Raw genomic sequence first — 16,604 nt, 5'->3', positions numbered from 1 at the left:
CCATGTGCGATAGTATAGTTGACAATCTCTACACGCTCTTCAAATGTTGTCTGTCTTCCTTGCTTCATACGGCTATATCCTTTACTAGTAGCTTTTAAGTCCTTACCACTAGTATATCGTTTTATCCAGCTTTTGAGAACATGAAGTGATGAGACATCATATTTTTGACAGATGGTTCTCAAAGAGTTTTTGCCATCTAGATAATCTAGAACTGCCTGTTCTTTCAACTCTTGACTATATTTCTTCCAAGTTCGACTTTCTTTTAGACCATCCACGCCATTTTTCTCATACTTCATTTTCCAAGATAATATTGTTGACTCACTTACTCCGTACAGCTTACTGAGTTGGGAGACTGATTTCTCATGATTAAGTAATCGTTGAACTATCTCTAATTTTTCATTAACTGATTTTGGACTTCTTTTAGACATATGAAAACTCCCCTTATAGTTTCTAGTGAATTTTTGTTTTTTCACTGTCTACTATATGGGGAGTATATCACTATGAAGTGTACTTTTCTTATATTAAATAGCTTGTGTGAGGAAACTTCTGCTCTCAAGCACACGTACCATAGCATCCGCTGTATCTAGTGCTGTAAAGAGTGGCACGCCGTGTTCAATAGCAGAGCTACGAATGACCTGACCATCTCCGTCAAAGGTACGTTTAGTACCGACTGTATTGACGATAGCTTGTACTCTGCCTTGACGGACAAGGGCAGGAATATCATTGTCATCATTTTCTCCGAGCTTATGGACTAGAGTTGAAGCAAGACCGTTCTCATTGAAGAACTGGGCTGTTCCAGCCGTTGCAAGGATACTGTAGCCGATATTGGCAAAACGTTTGGCAAGCGCTAGCGCTTCTTCCTTAGTGTCATCAGCGATGGTGAAGATGACATTACCAAAGGTAGGCAAGTGGAAGTAAGTCGCTTCAAAGGCTTTGTAAAGGGCTTTTTCAAGAGTCGTATCTGTTCCCATAACCTCACCTGTTGACTTCATCTCAGGTCCAAGGAGACTATCGACCTTGGCTAACTTGGTAAATGAAAAGACAGGTGCTTTAACGTGAACGTTCTGACTCTCTGGATAGAGACCATCCTTGTAGCCTTGCTCGCTGAGGCTCTCACCGAGAATAATCTTGGTTGCCACTTGCGCCATTGGGATATCCGTTACCTTAGAGAGGAAAGGCACGGTACGGCTAGCACGTGGGTTTACCTCAATAACGTAGACTGTCTCGTCTTTGATGACAAACTGGATGTTCATCATACCAATACAGTTTAGCCCAAGAGCTAACTTCTTGGTATAGTCTGTGATGGTTGCTTTGACTTTTTCAGACAAACCTTGTGGTGGGTAGACTGCCATTGAGTCTCCAGAGTGGACACCTGCACGCTCGATGTGCTCCATGATACCAGGGATAAGCACGTCCTTTCCATCTGAAATCGCATCCACCTCACACTCACGACCAACGATGTAGCTATCAACCAAGACAGGATGGTCTGGACTAGCTTTCACGGCTGTACGCATGTAAGAACGAAGGTCTACTTCATTTTCTACGATTTCCATGGCACGTCCACCAAGCACATAAGACGGACGTACAAGAACAGGGTAGCCGATTTTATTGGCAGCAGCTACAGCACCTTCTTCGTCAGCTGCTGTTTGCCCTGGCGGTTGTGGGATACCGAGTTCTTTGAGGGCTTGCTCAAACAAATCACGATCTTCTGCTCGGTCAAGATCAGTTACTTGTGTTCCAAGAATGGTGACACCTGCATTTGACAAGCTTTCAGCGAGGTTGATGGCTGTTTGTCCACCAAACTGCACGACCACACCTTTTGGCTTTTCAAGGTCAATGACATTCATCACGTCCTCAAAAGTCAGTGGTTCAAAGTAGAGTTTATCTGAGACTGAGAAGTCTGTAGAAACTGTCTCAGGGTTTGAGTTCATGATGATGGCTTCATAGCCTGCTGCTTGGATAGCCTTAACAGAATGCACAGTCGCATAGTCAAACTCGACCCCTTGTCCGATACGGATAGGACCAGAGCCAAGCACTAGGACAGACTCTTTGTCAGACTTGTGTGATTCATTTTCCCACTCATAGGTTGAGTAGAAGTACGGCGTTGCTGACTCAAACTCTGCTGCACAGGTATCAACCATCTTGTAGACTGGGAGAATCCCTTGCTCTGTGCGGACTTGGCGGATAGCGTCAGCCGTTGTGTTCCAAAGCTCTGCAATCTTGCGGTCAGAAAAACCGTTACGCTTTGCTTCTCTCAAAAGATTAGCGTCGTAAGCGTGAGTAGAGAGTTCTTGCTCCAACTCAAAGATATGAAGGAGTTTATCAAGGAAGAAGAGGTCAATCTTAGTCAACTCTGCGAGCTCTTCAATCGTGTAACCACGACGAATGGCTTCTGAAATGTAGAAGAGGCGGTCATCTTGCGCCTTGACAATTTTCTCAACAAGGGCGTCATCAGCCACTTCAGAAAGCTCTGGCATCTCATTGTGATGTACACCGATTTCAAGCGAACGGCAAGCTTTGAGGAGACTTTCCTCGATGTTACGCCCAATTGCCATGACTTCACCAGTGGCTTTCATCTGTGTGCCGAGACGACGCTCACCGTGCTCAAACTTATCAAATGGGAAGCGTGGAATTTTAGCGACCACATAGTCAAGAGCAGGCTCAAACATAGCATAAGTTGTCCCTGTTACTGGGTTAATCATCTCATCAAGAGTCAAACCAACTGCGATTTTAGCCGCCAGCTTAGCAATGGGATACCCTGTTGCTTTTGAGGCAAGAGCAGATGAGCGAGACACACGAGGGTTCACCTCGATGACATAGTATTTAAAGCTATGTGGGTCAAGGGCGAGCTGAACGTTACAGCCACCTTCAATCTTGAGGGCACGGATGATTTTGAGACTGGCGTCACGCAACATTTGGTTTTCAATGTCAGACAAGGTTTGCGTTGGTGCAAAGACGATAGAGTCTCCGGTGTGGATACCAACTGGGTCAAAGTTTTCCATGTTACACACCACAAGAGCATTATCTGCTGAGTCACGCATAACCTCGTACTCGATTTCTTTGAAACCAGCGATAGAGCGCTCAATCAAACATTGGGTAACAGGTGAGAGTTTGAGTCCATTTTCTGCGATTTCACGCAGTTCTTCTTCATTGGCACACATACCACCACCAGTACCACCGAGGGTAAAGGCTGGGCGCACAATAACAGGATAGCCAATGCTATTTGCAAAGAGGACAGCCTCTTCAACGGTATTGACAATTTCAGATTCTGGGATAGGTTGACCGAGGTCTTCCATGAGCTGTTTGAAAAGATCACGGTCTTCGGCTTGGTCAATGGCAGAGAGCTTGGTCCCCAAAAGCTCAACACCAAGCTCATCAAGGATACCAGCTTTTGAGAGCTCCATTGCCATATTAAGCCCTGTCTGACCACCAAGTGTTGGAAGTAGCGCATCTGGGCGCTCCTTTCGTAAAATACGTGTGACAAACTCTGTTGTAATCGGCTCGATGTAGACTTTATCTGCGATTTCTTTATCTGTCATAATGGTCGCAGGGTTTGAGTTGACAAGGACAACACTGTAGCCTTCTTCTTTGAGGGCAAGACAAGCCTGTGTCCCAGCATAGTCAAACTCTGCTGCCTGTCCGATAATAATCGGACCAGACCCGATGACCATGATTTTTTTAATATCTGTACGTTTTGGCATAATTTATGATACAAAGCCCGTCAACGACACCGTGAAAATAGGAAACTCGACGCAGATGCCCTAGCATCTAGGAGAGGTTTATCTTTTTCACACAGTCGTTAGGGCGTGTTCACTTTCGTAAACGTGTATCTTCTCCTTTCTCTATTTTCTAACTCTCAGTTTAGAATTAAATAATCTCGTCTAGCCTCTAGCAAGCTCTGTTTGATAGGCTTCAATCATTTCTAAAAATTCATCAAAAAGATAGCTAGCATCATGTGGACCTGGTGCTGCGTCAGGGTGAAATTGCACGGAAAAAGCAGGGAAATCACGGTGTCTCACACCTTCTACAGATTTGTCGTTGATTTCTTCGTGGGTGATGATAAGACAATCTGGCAGCGTGTCACGGTCAACCGCAAAGCCGTGGTTTTGACTGGTAAAGTCCACACGACCTGTTGCGATTTCACGCACAGCGTGGTTGAATCCACGGTGTCCAAAGGTCATCTTGTAAGTTTTAGCACCATTAGCAAGGCTAAAGAGCTGGTGTCCCATACAGATACCAAAAATTGGAATCTTACCTTGAATGCCTCGAATCATCTCAAGCGCTTCAGGGACATCCTCTGGATTTCCTGGTCCGTTTGAGAGCATGACGCCATCAGGATTGAGGGTGAGGATTTCTTCAGCGGTTGTGTTGTAAGGGACAACGGTCACATTGCAGTCACGTTTTGAAAATTCACGTAAGATAGAGTGCTTGAGTCCAAAGTCCACAAGCACAATGTTCTTACCGACACCCGGTGCTGGGTATGGTGTTTTGGTTGAGACTTGCTCGATATTATTGGTAGCAAGAACTGTTGCACGCAACTGGTCACGCAGGTGATCCATGCTGTCGTTCAGTTTGTCAGTCAAGGTTGCCTTCATGGTTCCATGCTGACGAATGATTTTTGTCAAAGCACGTGTATCAATTCCAGAAATACCCGGGATATTTTTGGCTTTCAAAAACTCATCTAGCGACATTTGATTGCGCCAGTTACTGGCTAAGCGTGCTCTTTCACTAACAACAACACCCTTACAGGTCGGCTGGATAGACTCATAGTCATCACGGTTAATCCCATAGTTTCCAATCAAAGGATAGGTAAATGTTAGAATTTGTCCATTATATGATTGGTCGGTGATGGATTCTTGGTAGCCTGTCATTCCTGTATTAAAGACAATCTCACCAGTGATATCAATCTCTGCGCCAAAAGCTTCTCCCTCAAAGATTGTTCCATCTTCTAATATTAAAAGTCGTCTCATTTCTCTACTCTTTCTTGGCATGTATTTGTTTTGGTTAGACCTTTCCTCGTAAAATAGCTTCCAAAATCGCCATACGCACAAAGACACCATTTTGCATCTGTGCGACAATGCGTGCTTTAGGAGCTTCTACTAAACTATCTGCAATCTCAACATCACGGTTAACCGGTGCTGGGTGCATGATGATAGCTGTGTCTTTGAGCTTAGCATAGCGCTCTGTTGTCAGCCCAAATTGCTTGTGATAAGCTTCTTTTGAAAAACTTTCTTTACCGTCATGGCGTTCATGCTGAACACGCAATAACATCAAAACGTCCAACTCTTCGATGACATCATCAATATCAACGTAAGTGCCATAGACATCAAACTCACTTGAGTACCACTCTTTTGGTCCAGCAAAGTAGAGTTTAGCACCTAGACGTTTTAGAATTTGCATGTTTGATTTAGCGACACGTGAGTGTGTCAAGTCGCCTGTGATAGCGATTTTTAATTGGTCAAAGTGTCCAAATTCTTGGTAAATGGTCATTAAGTCCAGCAGACATTGGCTTGGGTGTTGCCCAGAGCCGTCACCACCATTGACAATAGCGGTTTGAATGGTACGGCTATCAATCAATTGTTTGTAGTAATCCACTTCTTGGTGACGTACGACACAGATGTCGACACCAAGTGCACTCATGGTCAAAATGGTATCGTAAAGTGTCTCACCTTTATTGACTGAGCTTGTTTTCGCGTCAAACTCAATCACATCAAGCCCTAACTTGCGCTCAGCCACTTCAAATGACTTGTGTGTACGTGTTGATGACTCAAAGAAAAGATTGGCTGCAAAGTACTGTCTGTCTAGAGAAAACTCTGCTCGTCCTTCTTTAAAAGCAACCCCACGCTCAATCAAACCTAGAACTTCATCGTTTGTCAATGTTTCTATTGTCACCAAGTGCTTTAGTGATACTTGTCCGTCTGTAACAACCATTAGCTTATCCCTCTATTCCTTAATCTTTTACTATTTACTGACTGTGTTGCCTTTATCTAGGATCCACAATACTGATACTATCTTTGCCGTCGTGCTCAACTACTTGAACCACGATTTCCTCAAAACTGCTTGTTGGGATGTTTTTGCCCACATAGTCTGCACGAATAGGCAACTCACGGTGACCTCTGTCCACTAAAACCGCTAAGCTGATACGTGCTGGACGACCGAGACTGACGATATTGTCAATGGCAGCACGGATAGTGCGACCTGTATAGAGCACATCATCAATCAAAATCACATCACGCTCAGTAATATCAACAGGCATGACCGTTGTGTCCTCTTCGACTTTCATGTCGTCACGAAATGGCTTTGTATCAAGCTCACCGACTGGAATATCGATGTTTTCGAGCTGTTTGAGACGCTCTTGGATACGTTTTGCGATGTAGACGCCACGTGTCTTGATACCAGCAAGAACAATCTTGTCTAGCGATTTGTTGCGCTCGATAATCTCATAAGTGATACGAGTGATGGCACGTTTCATGGTAATGTCATCAACGATTTCTTTTGTTTTCATCAGTCACCTCTCTGAAAATATAGAAAAAATCTCCTTAAAACTAAGGAGATTCCACAAATAACCGTGTGCAAAAAGCACCCAGCCCTTTTATCGTCGTCTCCTTACTTGCCTCACGGGACAAGGTTAAAGGATATTATTACCATTATTATACCAAAACAGAATGATTTTTCAAGTGTTAGTTGTTTATTTTCGTAATTTCTCTAAAGTTTCTTGGAAAATAGCTGGCGCATCCACGCTAAAGGTCATCAGCTCACCTGTTGTCGGATGGGTAAAACCAAGTGTTTTAGCATGGAGAAATTGCCCATGACCAGCAAGTGTCTTTCGTGGTCCGTAGACAGGGTCACCTGCGATGGGATGTCCGATGTAAGCCATGTGCACTCTGATTTGGTGAGTACGCCCTGTCTCAAGCGTCAACTCAACAAGTGTAAAGTCGCCAAAGTGCTCCAAAACTTGAAAACGTGTCAGAGCTGGCTTGCCCTTTGCTGTGACAGCTTGCTTCTTGCGGTCCTTGTCACTACGTCCAATAGGCGCCTCGATAACCCCTCGGTCGTTTGGTAGATTGCCATGCACAATAGCCACGTACTGACGCAGCGATTTTTTTTCCTTGAGCTCCTGAGCTAATGCTTGGTGTGCCTTGTCATTTTTAGCAATCATCAAGAGCCCTGAAGTGTCCTTATCAATGCGGTGCACGATTCCTGGGCGAACCACACCATTGATAGTAGACAAGTCCTTAACATGATACAGAAGAGCATTGACCAGAGTTCCGCTGGTATGCCCTGCTGACGGATGAACCACCATGCCTTGCGGTTTATTGACCACTGCGACATCGCTGTCCTCGTAGACAATCTCGATAGGGATATCTTCTGGCTGATAATCCAGAACTTCCTCTTTTGGTAGCTCGTAACTAATGACTTCACCAAGCTTTACAGCATATCTCGCTTTTTGCCTTTGATTGTTGACCAAAATCGTGCCAGCTTTTATGGCTTCATTGGCTTGGCTGCGTGATAGTTCGGTCAGATCAGCAACTGCCTTATCAAGGCGCACGCCCGCCTCTTTAACGATGACTTCCATCTTCTTCCCTCCATAGTGCAATCATGAGAATAACGACACCGACACTGAGGTAAGCGTCAGCGACATTAAATATAGCAAAATCCATAAAATCAAGGTGAACCATGTCCACCACATAGCCAAGGCGCAAGCGATCACAGAAATTGCCCAGCCCCCCAGCGATGACTAAAACCAAACCTGTTAGTAACCACCAGCTGCCGTCGATATGCTTTATCAGATAATAAATGGCAAGCCCGACCACGATGATAGTGATGAGAGCAAAAAACCACTGCTGATCTTGCAGCATGGAAAAGGCAGCTCCTCGGTTTTGCAGATAAGTCAGACTAAAGACACCTTTCAAAAAAGGTCTGAGACTGCCTAGCTCGACATTGTTTACAATCCAGAGTTTACTCAACTGATCCAGCGCAATCAAGATGATAATACTTGCGATAACTCCTATTTTTTTGACCATAGACCTCTATTCCTGCTCTTGTTGACGTGGCATAAATTTTTCAAAATACGCCTTCATAGTGGCGACAAACTTTTCAGCACAAGCAGACAGATTTTTACCCCGACGCTTGATGTAGATCATGGAGTTGTCCAGATGATTTTCAAGCGGGATAACGGTGATACCGTTAACACTTCTGCTGTCTAAAAAGCCTGAACCTGTCGCATAGGCGTCCGTCCGCTCCAAGATACCGTTTAGCGTCGCTCTATCTGTGACATTGAACATAGGCGAGCTGTCACTGGTGTCCACAAAGTTTTCCGAGTAGTAGAGATACTCATCCTTTTCCTGCGTGAAGCGAACCGTCGGCAGACCTGCCAAATCCTGCAAAACTAGCGACTTTTTATGTGCCAAAGGATGGTTTTTGCCGATGTAGATGTGGGTCTGAAAAGAACTCAACTCGACAAACTCCAAGCCTAGCTTTTCAAAACGCTGCAAGAGCCCTTTACGATTTTGGTTATTCATATAAATGATACCAATCTCGCTGTCACCTTGTGCGACCTCATCCAAAATCTGAATGGTCGTTGACTCAAAGACACGGAAATTTTTATAGTCAGGATGTGCTGTCGCAAAGCTCGTAATCAAGGGTGGCAAAAAGTCATAATGCTGACTGGCAATGGAAAACTCATTTTGGTCAGCGTCCGACTGAGAAAAAGCTTTCTCAAAAGAATCAAAACTCTTAACAACCTCAAGCGCCTTTTCATAAAAAGACATGCCTTGGCTGGTCAACACAGCACCTGTCGTTGTTCGGGTGAAAATCTGAAAACCCATCTCACTCTCCAAATCACGAATGGCAACAGACAGACTGGGTTGACTGACATATAATTTAGCGGCAGCCTCACGAAAAGTACCGCTATTTGCGATGGCTACGACGTAGCGTAATTGTTGTATATTCATTTTTCTCACTTTTCTTTGACGATATTTCTTCTATTATACACTAAAACAAACTCAGGTGCGACAGGGAAATACAAATTTACCATTTTAGGAAAATAGAAAAACCCTAGACTAGCTAGGGTTTTACGCTATAGGACTAACCTTGGACAACTTGGGTTGCGCTATCAAGGTTTTCAAGGTTTTGTAGGGAGGTGATGATGGCTTTTCTGCCGTCGCCTTGCTCTACAAAGTCAATGGCTGCTTCAATTTTTGGAAGCATGCTTCCCGGTGCAAATTGATTTTCACCGATGTATTGACGTAACTGAGAAACCGTTACGGTTTCTAATTTTTCTTGGTTTGGTTGGTTGTAGTTGATGTAGACATTGTCTACACCTGTTAGGATGATAAAGAGGTCTGCTCCGACAAGCTCAGCAAGAGTCTGGCTGGCAAAGTCTTTATCGATAACCGCTTCAATCCCTTCCATTTTCTTGGTGACTGGATTTTGTACAACAGGGACACCACCACCACCAGCTGCAATAACCACAACACCAGAATCCACTAATGATTGGATGACTTTAGCATCCTTGATACCGATAGGTTTTGGAGATGGCACAACCTTGCGCCAGCCTCGACCAGCGTCTTCTTTGAAGCTAGCGCCCGTTTTTTTCATTTGTTCCTTGGCTTCTTCTTCGCTCAAAAATGGACCGATAGGTTTTGTTGGATTGTCAAAGGCAGGGTCGTCAGCAGATACGATGACTTCGGTCATAATCGTTGCCACGTCCTTGTCAATACCTTGCTCAAGCAATTCGTTATTGAGCGCATTTTCCATCCAAAAGCCGATACTACCTTGGGTCATAGCCACCAAGGTATCCAGTGGCAAGGCTGGATTTTTTTCAGAGTCAGAGGCTGCTTGTTGCAAAAAGAGATTGCCAACTTGCGGACCATTACCGTGGGTGATGATGACCTCATGACCTGCTTTAATCAATTTAACCAGTGATTTGACGGTTTGCTCTAGCGCTTCTTGTTGGGCTTTAGCCGAAGCGTCTTTTGATAGGATGGCATTACCACCTAGAGCTACAACTACTTTTGATTTTCTATCAAACATATCTTATCCTCTCTTTTCTTATCCATTTAAAATACCTTGTATATCAATTTGCCCTGTGAAGATTTGGATGATACAAACCACACAGAGAACGGCAATGACAACAGCTGCCCATTTTTCATAACCTGTAAAGATCTCTTGCTTATCGTCACGACGCATTTTAACATAAAGAATCATACCGAGTGCGTAAGCAATCATGGTCAACAAGAGATAATCAAAACCACCAGCATAGATGAGGTAAACAGAGTAAATACTTGCAACGATACCTACGATGAGGTTCTTGGTACGTCCTGGTGTGTTCTTTGCTTCAGCAAGGGTGTATTTCAATTGGAAAAGAGCGGTGAATGCATAAGGGATAAGGATGGCAGAGGATGCCAAGGCAAATCCAAAGCGGTAAGCACTCTTTGTAAAGAGGAAAGTAATCAAGAACAATTGCACACAGATGTTAGTGACAAGAAGAGAGTTAACAGGGGCTTTGTTGACATTTTCTTTAGAAAAGAATTTAGGGAAAGCACCTTCTTTTGCAGCTTGGTAAGGCAATTCAGCAGCAAAGAGTGTCCATGCTAAGATAGCACCAAATACCGAGATGATAACACCGATATTAACCAGAACAGCGCCCCAGTGACCAACGGCTTTTTCAAGAACGTAAGCCATGGCTGGTGTTTTGAGTTCTGCAAGCTCTGGCCGAGTCATAATACCAAGTGACAAAACGCTGATAAGAACGTAAACAGATACCATAGTGAAGAGTGCAAGGATACTAGCTTTACCGATATCAGAGCTTGATTTTGCACGTCCTGAGAAGACAACCGCTCCTTCAATACCGATAAAGACCCAAACAGCGGTTTGCATAGTAGAGTTGACTTGTTCAAGCACTGAGCTACCAGTCGCTACACCCCAAATATCATGAGAGAAAATATCCAGTTTGAATGCCAAAACAGCTGAAATCAAGAAGATAACCAGTGGCACCAACTTGGCAAAGGTAACGATAGTGTTGATAAAGGCCGCGGTACTAACCCCACGTAAGATAAGGAAGTGCACGCACCAAAGCACTATACTGGCTCCGATGATAGAAGCGACGTTGTTTCCATCACCAAAGAACTTAAAGAAATAACCTAGAGAGCTAAAGAGAAGGGCAGCATAGGCAACATTTCCAAGCCAAGCTGATAGCCAGTAACCCCAAGCGGAGTTAAATCCCATGAAGTTACCAAATCCTTCTTTAGCATAAGAATAAATACCTGCAGTCAGGTCAGGACGTTTTTGGGAGAGATTTTGGAAACACAGTACAAATGTTCCCATCCCAACAGCTGTGATTCCCCAAGCAATCAGCATAGGAATCAGCCCTGCACCTTTACTCATGTTTTGCATTAAGTCAAAGATACCACCACCAATGAGTGAGCCGATGACAAGCATGGTCAATGGCAATAGACCTAATTTATTGTCTTCTTTCATAAGAGACGACCTCCTTCAATGAAAAAGCCGCCCTGATTCTGATTAAGACGACCAGAACCAGAACGACTGGAATGTTCACTTTTGTCTAAACTTTTGGAATGTAGAGGTTTCCTAAAGTAGCTGCCATAACAGCTTTGATTGTGTGCATACGGTTTTCAGCTTGGTCAAAGTGACGAGCGTATTTGCTACGGAAGACTTCGTCAGTCACTTCCATTTCAGTTACGCCAAATTTTTCAGCGACATCTTTACCATAGACAGTTTCAGTGTCGTGGAAAGCTGGCAAGCAGTGTAAGAAGATAAGGTTTTCATTATCTGCTTTTTTCACCAAATCCATATTAACTTGATAAGGTTTCAAAAGAGCGACACGTTCTGCGAATTTGTCCTCTTCACCCATAGATACCCAAACGTCTGTGTAGAGGACATCTGCGCCCTTGACCGCTTCATCAGCGTCTTCTGTGATGAGGATACGAGCGCCACTTTCTTTAGCAAAGCCTTCAGCGAGTTTCACGATTTCTTCATCTGGGAAGAGTTCTTTTGGTGAGAAGATATGGACATTGACACCAAGGATAGCTCCTGTAACAAGCAAACTGTTAGCTACGTTATTGCGTCCATCACCACAGTAGACAAGTGTCAAACCTTCTAATTTTCCAAAGTTTTCTTGAACAGTGAGAAAGTCGGCAAGCATTTGTGTTGGGTGCCATTCGTCTGTCAATCCATTCCATACAGGCACACCTGAGTATTCAGCCAATTCTTCAACCATACGTTGGCTAAAGCCACGGAACTCAATCCCATCAAACATACGACCAAGAACTTTTGCAGTGTCTTCTGTTGATTCTTTTTTACCTAATTGGATGTCGTTTGCACCTAGGTATTCTGGATGAGCACCAAGGTCAATAGCTGCAGCTGTGAAAGCTGAACGAGTACGTGTTGAGGTTTTTTCAAAAAGAAGAGCAATGTTTTTACCAGCTAGATAGTGATGTTCAATGTTGCGTTTTTTCAAATCTTTCAAATGAGCTGATAAGCCAATGAGATATTCTAATTCCGCACGTGTGAAATCTTTCTCTGCTAAAAAACTTCTTCCTTGAAATACTGATGTCATAGTCATGTCCTCTTTCTTTTGGTTTATTTGTTTTTATTTTTTATCAAATGGAGTATCAAATCAACTGTTTTTCTAGCGACTGACAGCGCACGCCATCTTCGATGTAGATATTACCAACAGGATGATAACCTACACTTTCGTAAAGTGTCTTGGCGCTTAGTTCGCTATGAATGACTAATGTCTGGTAACCTGCTGTTTTCGCATAGTCTTCTAAGGCTGCAATCACTTGTGCACCGTAGCCATGCCCTCGGTAGTCCTTTAAGGTCGCAATCCGTGTGAGCCGTGCTACGTCTTTAGACTCAGGGAGAAAACGCCCTGTTGAGACCGGCTGCTTGCCATCATAAGCCACCGCATAGACCGTCCCTTTTTCGTCATGGCTATCAAACTCATCTGCCATATCAATGCCCCTCTCTAGGACAAAGACATGAAAGCGAATGTAGAGACTAGCTGCCCTTTGAAAAGCTTCTGCGCCTACTTTTAGTGTTACCATAATCGTCACCTACACTTGATGGAGTCTAAATATCTTCACGTTCAAATGGCATGGACATGCAACGAGGTCCACCACGTCCACGAACCAATTCGCTTCCATGAATCTTGATGAGACGTAAGCCTTTAGATTCTAGGATAGCGTTGGTGATGGTATTACGGTTGTAAACAACTACAACACCAGGTGCGATAGTGAGGGTATTTGAGCCGTCGTTCCATTGTTCACGTCCAGCTGCGACACGGTTTTCACCACCACAGCGGATGAGTTCAACCCTTTCAACGCCTAGATTTTCAGCTAGCAATTCAGCAAGGTCGCCGTGTTCTTCCTTGATTTTCAAATCATCATCGACATAAGTTACACTGTACACCTTGAGGTCATCTTCGATTTCTGGGTGAATAGTGAACTTGTCGTAGTCAACCATGGTAAAGACGGTATCTAGGTGCATGAACTTGCGGTTATTGGCAAATTCAAAGGCAAGAATTTTCTTAAAGCCAAGGTTTTCTCTGAAGATATTGATGAGGAGTTTTTCGATAGACGCTGCGTCTGTCCGTTGAGAAATACCAACAGCTAGCACGTCTTTAGAGAGAACCAGCTCATCCCCACCTTCGATACGAGTGTTTTCAGTGCGGTTGTAAACAAGTGGCACTTTTCCACCGTACTCTGGGTGATAAGTGAAAATGTATTTTCCGTAAATGGTTTCACGGTTACGTGTTTCAGAGAACATGTGGTTGAGCGATACCCCGTAGCCGATTGTTGCAAATGGGTCACGTGTGAAGTAAAGGTTAGGCATTGGGTCGATGGCAAATGGATAATCAGATTCTACCAAGTCTGTCAGACCCTTAGCGTCTTCTGGAATTTCTAGCAATTCTGCTTTTTGCACACCTGCCATTGTCTTTTCAACCAGTTTTTTGTTATCCTTGATGGACATGAGAAGCTCACGAATAGCAGACTTTGTTTGACGTCCACGGATGTTGGCTTCTTCTAGATATTCATCGATGAACTGCTCTCTGATTTCAGGAGTGTGTAGCGATTCTGCTGCCAAGTCTTCCAAGTAGAGAACTTCTACGCCTTCATCTCTTAGAGCTTGAGCAAAAGCATCGTGCTCTTTTTGAGCATCTTCTAAGAAAGGAATATCATCAAAGAGCAAGCGTTCCAAGTAGTCTGGAACCAAGTTTTCAATTTCCTTTCCTGGACGATGAAGCATAACTTTTTTTAAGCGTCCAATTTCAGAATAAACATGAATAGGTGCTTGAGTAGTCATATGGTGCATCTCCTTTTCTATGCAATGTTTAAGCGCTTACAAAACTGATGTTTTTTTTATCGCTTTCTTACTTACAGTTATAGTATAGTACTCTTTCTTATATGAAAGCGGTTATTCATCACAATTATTTTGTTAAATACATCACACTTTTTATCGGTAAAGTTTAAAAATATACAAATGTTTGCGGTTACATTTAAATTTTATTTATTTTTGTGCAAAAAACGAAATTTAATAAATTCAAAATTTTTTTCTAAAACAAAAAACAGACGAAATATCGTTCGTCTGCTTCATGTCACTTATTTCTTTTATTTTGAAAATAGAAGAATCCAAAAACAGCAATGATGATAGCGCTGATAGTCGCATAAAGGCCGATTTGATTGCCTGTCGTTTGCGTTGTCTTTTTAGCGCTATTGCTTGCTGTTGCGGTTACACCGTTAGCAGCACTTTCTGTTTTAGCAGCAGCTTCATCTTGCTTTTTAATCGCATTAGCCAGTTTTTGGATGGACTTGTCCTTACCACCTTTTTCTTTGATGGTTTGTGTCATCTCTTTTTCCACTTCTTTCATTTGCTTGAAGAGTTTTTCAGAGCGCTCTAGTGAGTCCTTGGTCACTTCTTTGCTAGCTGCTTTAGCATCTGCATCAGTTTTACCTGTGTATTTGGCGTCACGAGCTGCTTGTTCTGTGATTTCCTCTTTTTCAAGCGCTTGCCATTTTTCCTTGATAGAGCTTCCAAAGATATCCCAGTTTTGAGCAACCATTTGGTCAATGTGCCATGCTACCCAGTAGAAAGAGTTTTTGTTGTACTGTCCATCTTTTGGTTTAAATGCTTTGTAAGTGTCTGTCACTGTACCGTAAAATGGGATGTAAGGGGTGTTGCGTGATGGGGCATTGCTGAACCACATGATAGAGGACATAGAGGCTGGCAAGTCTTTCTTGACTTGGTAGAAGTGAGCGTCTACGACATTATCATTACCCGGTGCGTACTTGTATTTGTCGCCATCTTTGTGAGCATTTACCTCTGGACGACCGTCTGCACCACGTTTATCGTAAAGATCATTTGGTAAGAAACCTTCTTTAAGCGTTTCAAAGCGGTTACGCTGAATAGCAATAGCGTCCTCAACAGAGTAGCGACGGTTTGGATCTGTTGGCGTTTGCAGGAAGTCATAGTATTGGTCAAAATAGCCCACCTTGGAGTCAGGATCCATGAGCTTGAGACCTGCATAGGCACGTGAGCGGTTACCAGCTAGGTAGTAGTCTGTGTTGTAGGAGTTTGCGATATGGAACTTACCATCCACTTCTTTGTAGTGGTTCGCTTTTTTAGCGACAGCTTCGACATCCTTAGAGGCAATGACATTAGCTGTGTCATTGAAGTTGACATTACCAAGGAAGAACATATTTGGATAAATAGAGTATTTATCATCTGGGTACTTGATGGCAACGTATTGGTGACCAGAGAGGATTTCCATGTACCAGAGTTCATTTTGGTCAGCAATGACGATGATATTCCCCTCTGCAGCTCCTTTTTTATCCAAGACCTTGGCAGTCAGCTCAATCCCTTCTCGAGCTGTCTTGATACGTGGCAAAACGAGACTGACAAAGATAGATTCAGCAAGACCGTCTTTAACCAAAGGGTCCACTTTCAAAATCTTATCATTTGGATAAGCGGAGGTGGTTGCTGTCATGCTGACACCGTATTCATTTTGCCCGTGAGCGCCATAGATACCTTCATCGGTGTCACGGCTAGCGTCAGGCACAGAGGTGTACTTATACTCATGCGCCAAATGCGGATAGGTAAAGCCGTTTGATTTGTCCACTAGCTTTGCACCTTTTTTGTAATCTTTTGCCTTGGTCACAATATAATTTTTATTGTGAGCACCTGGCTGTGGCAAAAAAGGATAGTCCTCAGTCCGACCGTAAAGCACAGATCCGTCTGTGGTGAGGTTACGTCCGATGATAAAGGACGAACAAGCCTCAGCTGATTGCCATGGACATAAAGCCAAGGCAGCGACAGCTACCAACGTATAGCGAAATCTCTTTTTCATCATAAGTCCTCCTTGCAAAATAGATGATAGAGACAGATAATCTCAGTGTTTTGTTCTTTTAGCAGCCAAATCAAGCTGTTTTCTTAAACAAAACTTAATTCATCCAAATTATAACCCTATTTGAGAGTCTTTGCGAGCGCTTTTATTAATATTCTCAAAAAAATATGCTAAATAATAACGGCTCTAAAAAACACCTCCATGCCATCACAAAAGTGTTTTTCTGATTATTCCCAAA

14 protein-coding genes are annotated in these 16,604 nt (G+C 43.4%); all 14 read right to left on the bottom strand.

All coding sequences use genetic code 11. The annotated features are described in order from the left end of the window. Nucleotides 1-428 (bottom strand): transposase (locus AALA56_RS01690; protein ID WP_369908472.1); only part of this gene is annotated, 428 nt, incomplete at its 3' end. Nucleotides 429-521: 93 nt separating this feature from the next. Beyond that, nucleotides 522-3,701, bottom strand: coding sequence for a carbamoyl-phosphate synthase large subunit (gene carB / locus AALA56_RS01685; RefSeq protein WP_369908471.1), 3,180 nt, complete (start codon nucleotides 3,699-3,701; stop codon nucleotides 522-524). A gap of 180 nt (nucleotides 3,702-3,881) precedes the next feature. After that, the gene (locus AALA56_RS01680) at nucleotides 3,882-4,970 is read right to left on the bottom strand and encodes a carbamoyl phosphate synthase small subunit (protein ID WP_369908470.1); all 1,089 of its coding nucleotides are present in this window, start codon (nucleotides 4,968-4,970) and stop codon (nucleotides 3,882-3,884) included. A gap of 34 nt (nucleotides 4,971-5,004) precedes the next feature. Further along, entirely contained in the window at nucleotides 5,005-5,931 is a 927-nt protein-coding gene (locus tag AALA56_RS01675) for an aspartate carbamoyltransferase catalytic subunit (RefSeq protein WP_369908469.1), read from the bottom strand. A 52-nt stretch (nucleotides 5,932-5,983) separates the two neighbouring features. Further along, nucleotides 5,984-6,505 (bottom strand): bifunctional pyr operon transcriptional regulator/uracil phosphoribosyltransferase PyrR, encoded by a 522-nt coding sequence (pyrR, locus tag AALA56_RS01670; protein WP_115270144.1) that lies wholly within the window; start codon nucleotides 6,503-6,505, stop codon nucleotides 5,984-5,986. Between the two features lie 183 nt (nucleotides 6,506-6,688). Next, a complete protein-coding gene (locus AALA56_RS01665) occupies nucleotides 6,689-7,576 on the bottom strand; it encodes an RluA family pseudouridine synthase (RefSeq protein WP_369908467.1) in 888 nt (295 codons plus the stop codon). Beyond that, nucleotides 7,560-8,024 carry a signal peptidase II gene (lspA, locus tag AALA56_RS01660; protein WP_369908466.1) on the bottom strand — a complete coding sequence of 155 codons (465 nt, stop codon included), beginning with the start codon at nucleotides 8,022-8,024 and terminating at the stop codon, nucleotides 7,560-7,562. The genes AALA56_RS01665 and lspA overlap by 17 nt, the downstream gene beginning before the upstream one ends. A gap of 6 nt (nucleotides 8,025-8,030) precedes the next feature. Then, entirely contained in the window at nucleotides 8,031-8,954 is a 924-nt protein-coding gene (locus tag AALA56_RS01655; protein WP_369908465.1) for a LysR family transcriptional regulator, read from the bottom strand. A 133-nt stretch (nucleotides 8,955-9,087) separates the two neighbouring features. Continuing rightward, the gene (arcC, locus tag AALA56_RS01650; protein ID WP_369908464.1) at nucleotides 9,088-10,035 is read right to left on the bottom strand and encodes a carbamate kinase; all 948 of its coding nucleotides are present in this window, start codon (nucleotides 10,033-10,035) and stop codon (nucleotides 9,088-9,090) included. An 18-nt stretch (nucleotides 10,036-10,053) separates the two neighbouring features. After that, nucleotides 10,054-11,481, bottom strand: coding sequence for an arginine-ornithine antiporter (gene arcD, locus AALA56_RS01645; RefSeq protein WP_369908463.1), 1,428 nt, complete (start codon nucleotides 11,479-11,481; stop codon nucleotides 10,054-10,056). A gap of 85 nt (nucleotides 11,482-11,566) precedes the next feature. Then, on the bottom strand, nucleotides 11,567-12,580 hold the full coding sequence (gene argF / locus AALA56_RS01640; protein ID WP_277649930.1) for an ornithine carbamoyltransferase: 1,014 nt from the start codon (nucleotides 12,578-12,580) through the stop codon (nucleotides 11,567-11,569). Nucleotides 12,581-12,635: 55 nt separating this feature from the next. Beyond that, nucleotides 12,636-13,070 (bottom strand): GNAT family N-acetyltransferase, encoded by a 435-nt coding sequence (locus AALA56_RS01635; RefSeq protein ID WP_369908462.1) that lies wholly within the window; start codon nucleotides 13,068-13,070, stop codon nucleotides 12,636-12,638. Nucleotides 13,071-13,095: 25 nt separating this feature from the next. Then, a complete protein-coding gene (gene arcA / locus AALA56_RS01630) occupies nucleotides 13,096-14,328 on the bottom strand; it encodes an arginine deiminase (RefSeq protein ID WP_369908461.1) in 1,233 nt (410 codons plus the stop codon). Between the two features lie 292 nt (nucleotides 14,329-14,620). Further along, nucleotides 14,621-16,369 carry a C69 family dipeptidase gene (locus AALA56_RS01625; RefSeq protein ID WP_369908473.1) on the bottom strand — a complete coding sequence of 583 codons (1,749 nt, stop codon included), beginning with the start codon at nucleotides 16,367-16,369 and terminating at the stop codon, nucleotides 14,621-14,623. Between the last annotated feature and the right edge of the window lie 235 nt (nucleotides 16,370-16,604).

The sequence above is a fragment of the Streptococcus hyointestinalis genome (genome assembly GCF_041225505.1).
Taxonomy (GTDB): Bacteria; Bacillota; Bacilli; order Lactobacillales; family Streptococcaceae; genus Streptococcus; species Streptococcus hyointestinalis_B.
The sequence above is the reverse complement of the archived record's forward strand: the minus strand, read 5'-3'. Positions and strand labels throughout refer to the sequence as shown.

Bases quoted from the DNA above. Each gene is read 5' to 3' on its own strand.
- carB (WP_369908471.1), bottom strand. From the start codon at position 3,701: ATGCCAAAACGTACAGATATTAAAAAAATCATGGTCATCGGGTCTGGT.
- AALA56_RS01680 (WP_369908470.1), bottom strand. From the start codon at position 4,970: ATGAGACGACTTTTAATATTAGAAGATGGAACAATCTTTGAGGGAGAA.
- AALA56_RS01675 (WP_369908469.1), bottom strand. From the start codon at position 5,931: ATGGTTGTTACAGACGGACAAGTATCACTAAAGCACTTGGTGACAATA.
- pyrR (WP_115270144.1), bottom strand. From the start codon at position 6,505: ATGAAAACAAAAGAAATCGTTGATGACATTACCATGAAACGTGCCATC.
- AALA56_RS01665 (WP_369908467.1), bottom strand. From the start codon at position 7,576: ATGGAAGTCATCGTTAAAGAGGCGGGCGTGCGCCTTGATAAGGCAGTT.
- lspA (WP_369908466.1), bottom strand. From the start codon at position 8,024: ATGGTCAAAAAAATAGGAGTTATCGCAAGTATTATCATCTTGATTGCG.
- AALA56_RS01655 (WP_369908465.1), bottom strand. From the start codon at position 8,954: ATGAATATACAACAATTACGCTACGTCGTAGCCATCGCAAATAGCGGT.
- arcC (WP_369908464.1), bottom strand. From the start codon at position 10,035: ATGTTTGATAGAAAATCAAAAGTAGTTGTAGCTCTAGGTGGTAATGCC.
- arcD (WP_369908463.1), bottom strand. From the start codon at position 11,481: ATGAAAGAAGACAATAAATTAGGTCTATTGCCATTGACCATGCTTGTC.
- argF (WP_277649930.1), bottom strand. From the start codon at position 12,580: ATGACATCAGTATTTCAAGGAAGAAGTTTTTTAGCAGAGAAAGATTTC.
- AALA56_RS01635 (WP_369908462.1), bottom strand. From the start codon at position 13,070: ATGGTAACACTAAAAGTAGGCGCAGAAGCTTTTCAAAGGGCAGCTAGT.
- arcA (WP_369908461.1), bottom strand. From the start codon at position 14,328: ATGACTACTCAAGCACCTATTCATGTTTATTCTGAAATTGGACGCTTA.
- AALA56_RS01625 (WP_369908473.1), bottom strand. From the start codon at position 16,369: ATGAAAAAGAGATTTCGCTATACGTTGGTAGCTGTCGCTGCCTTGGCT.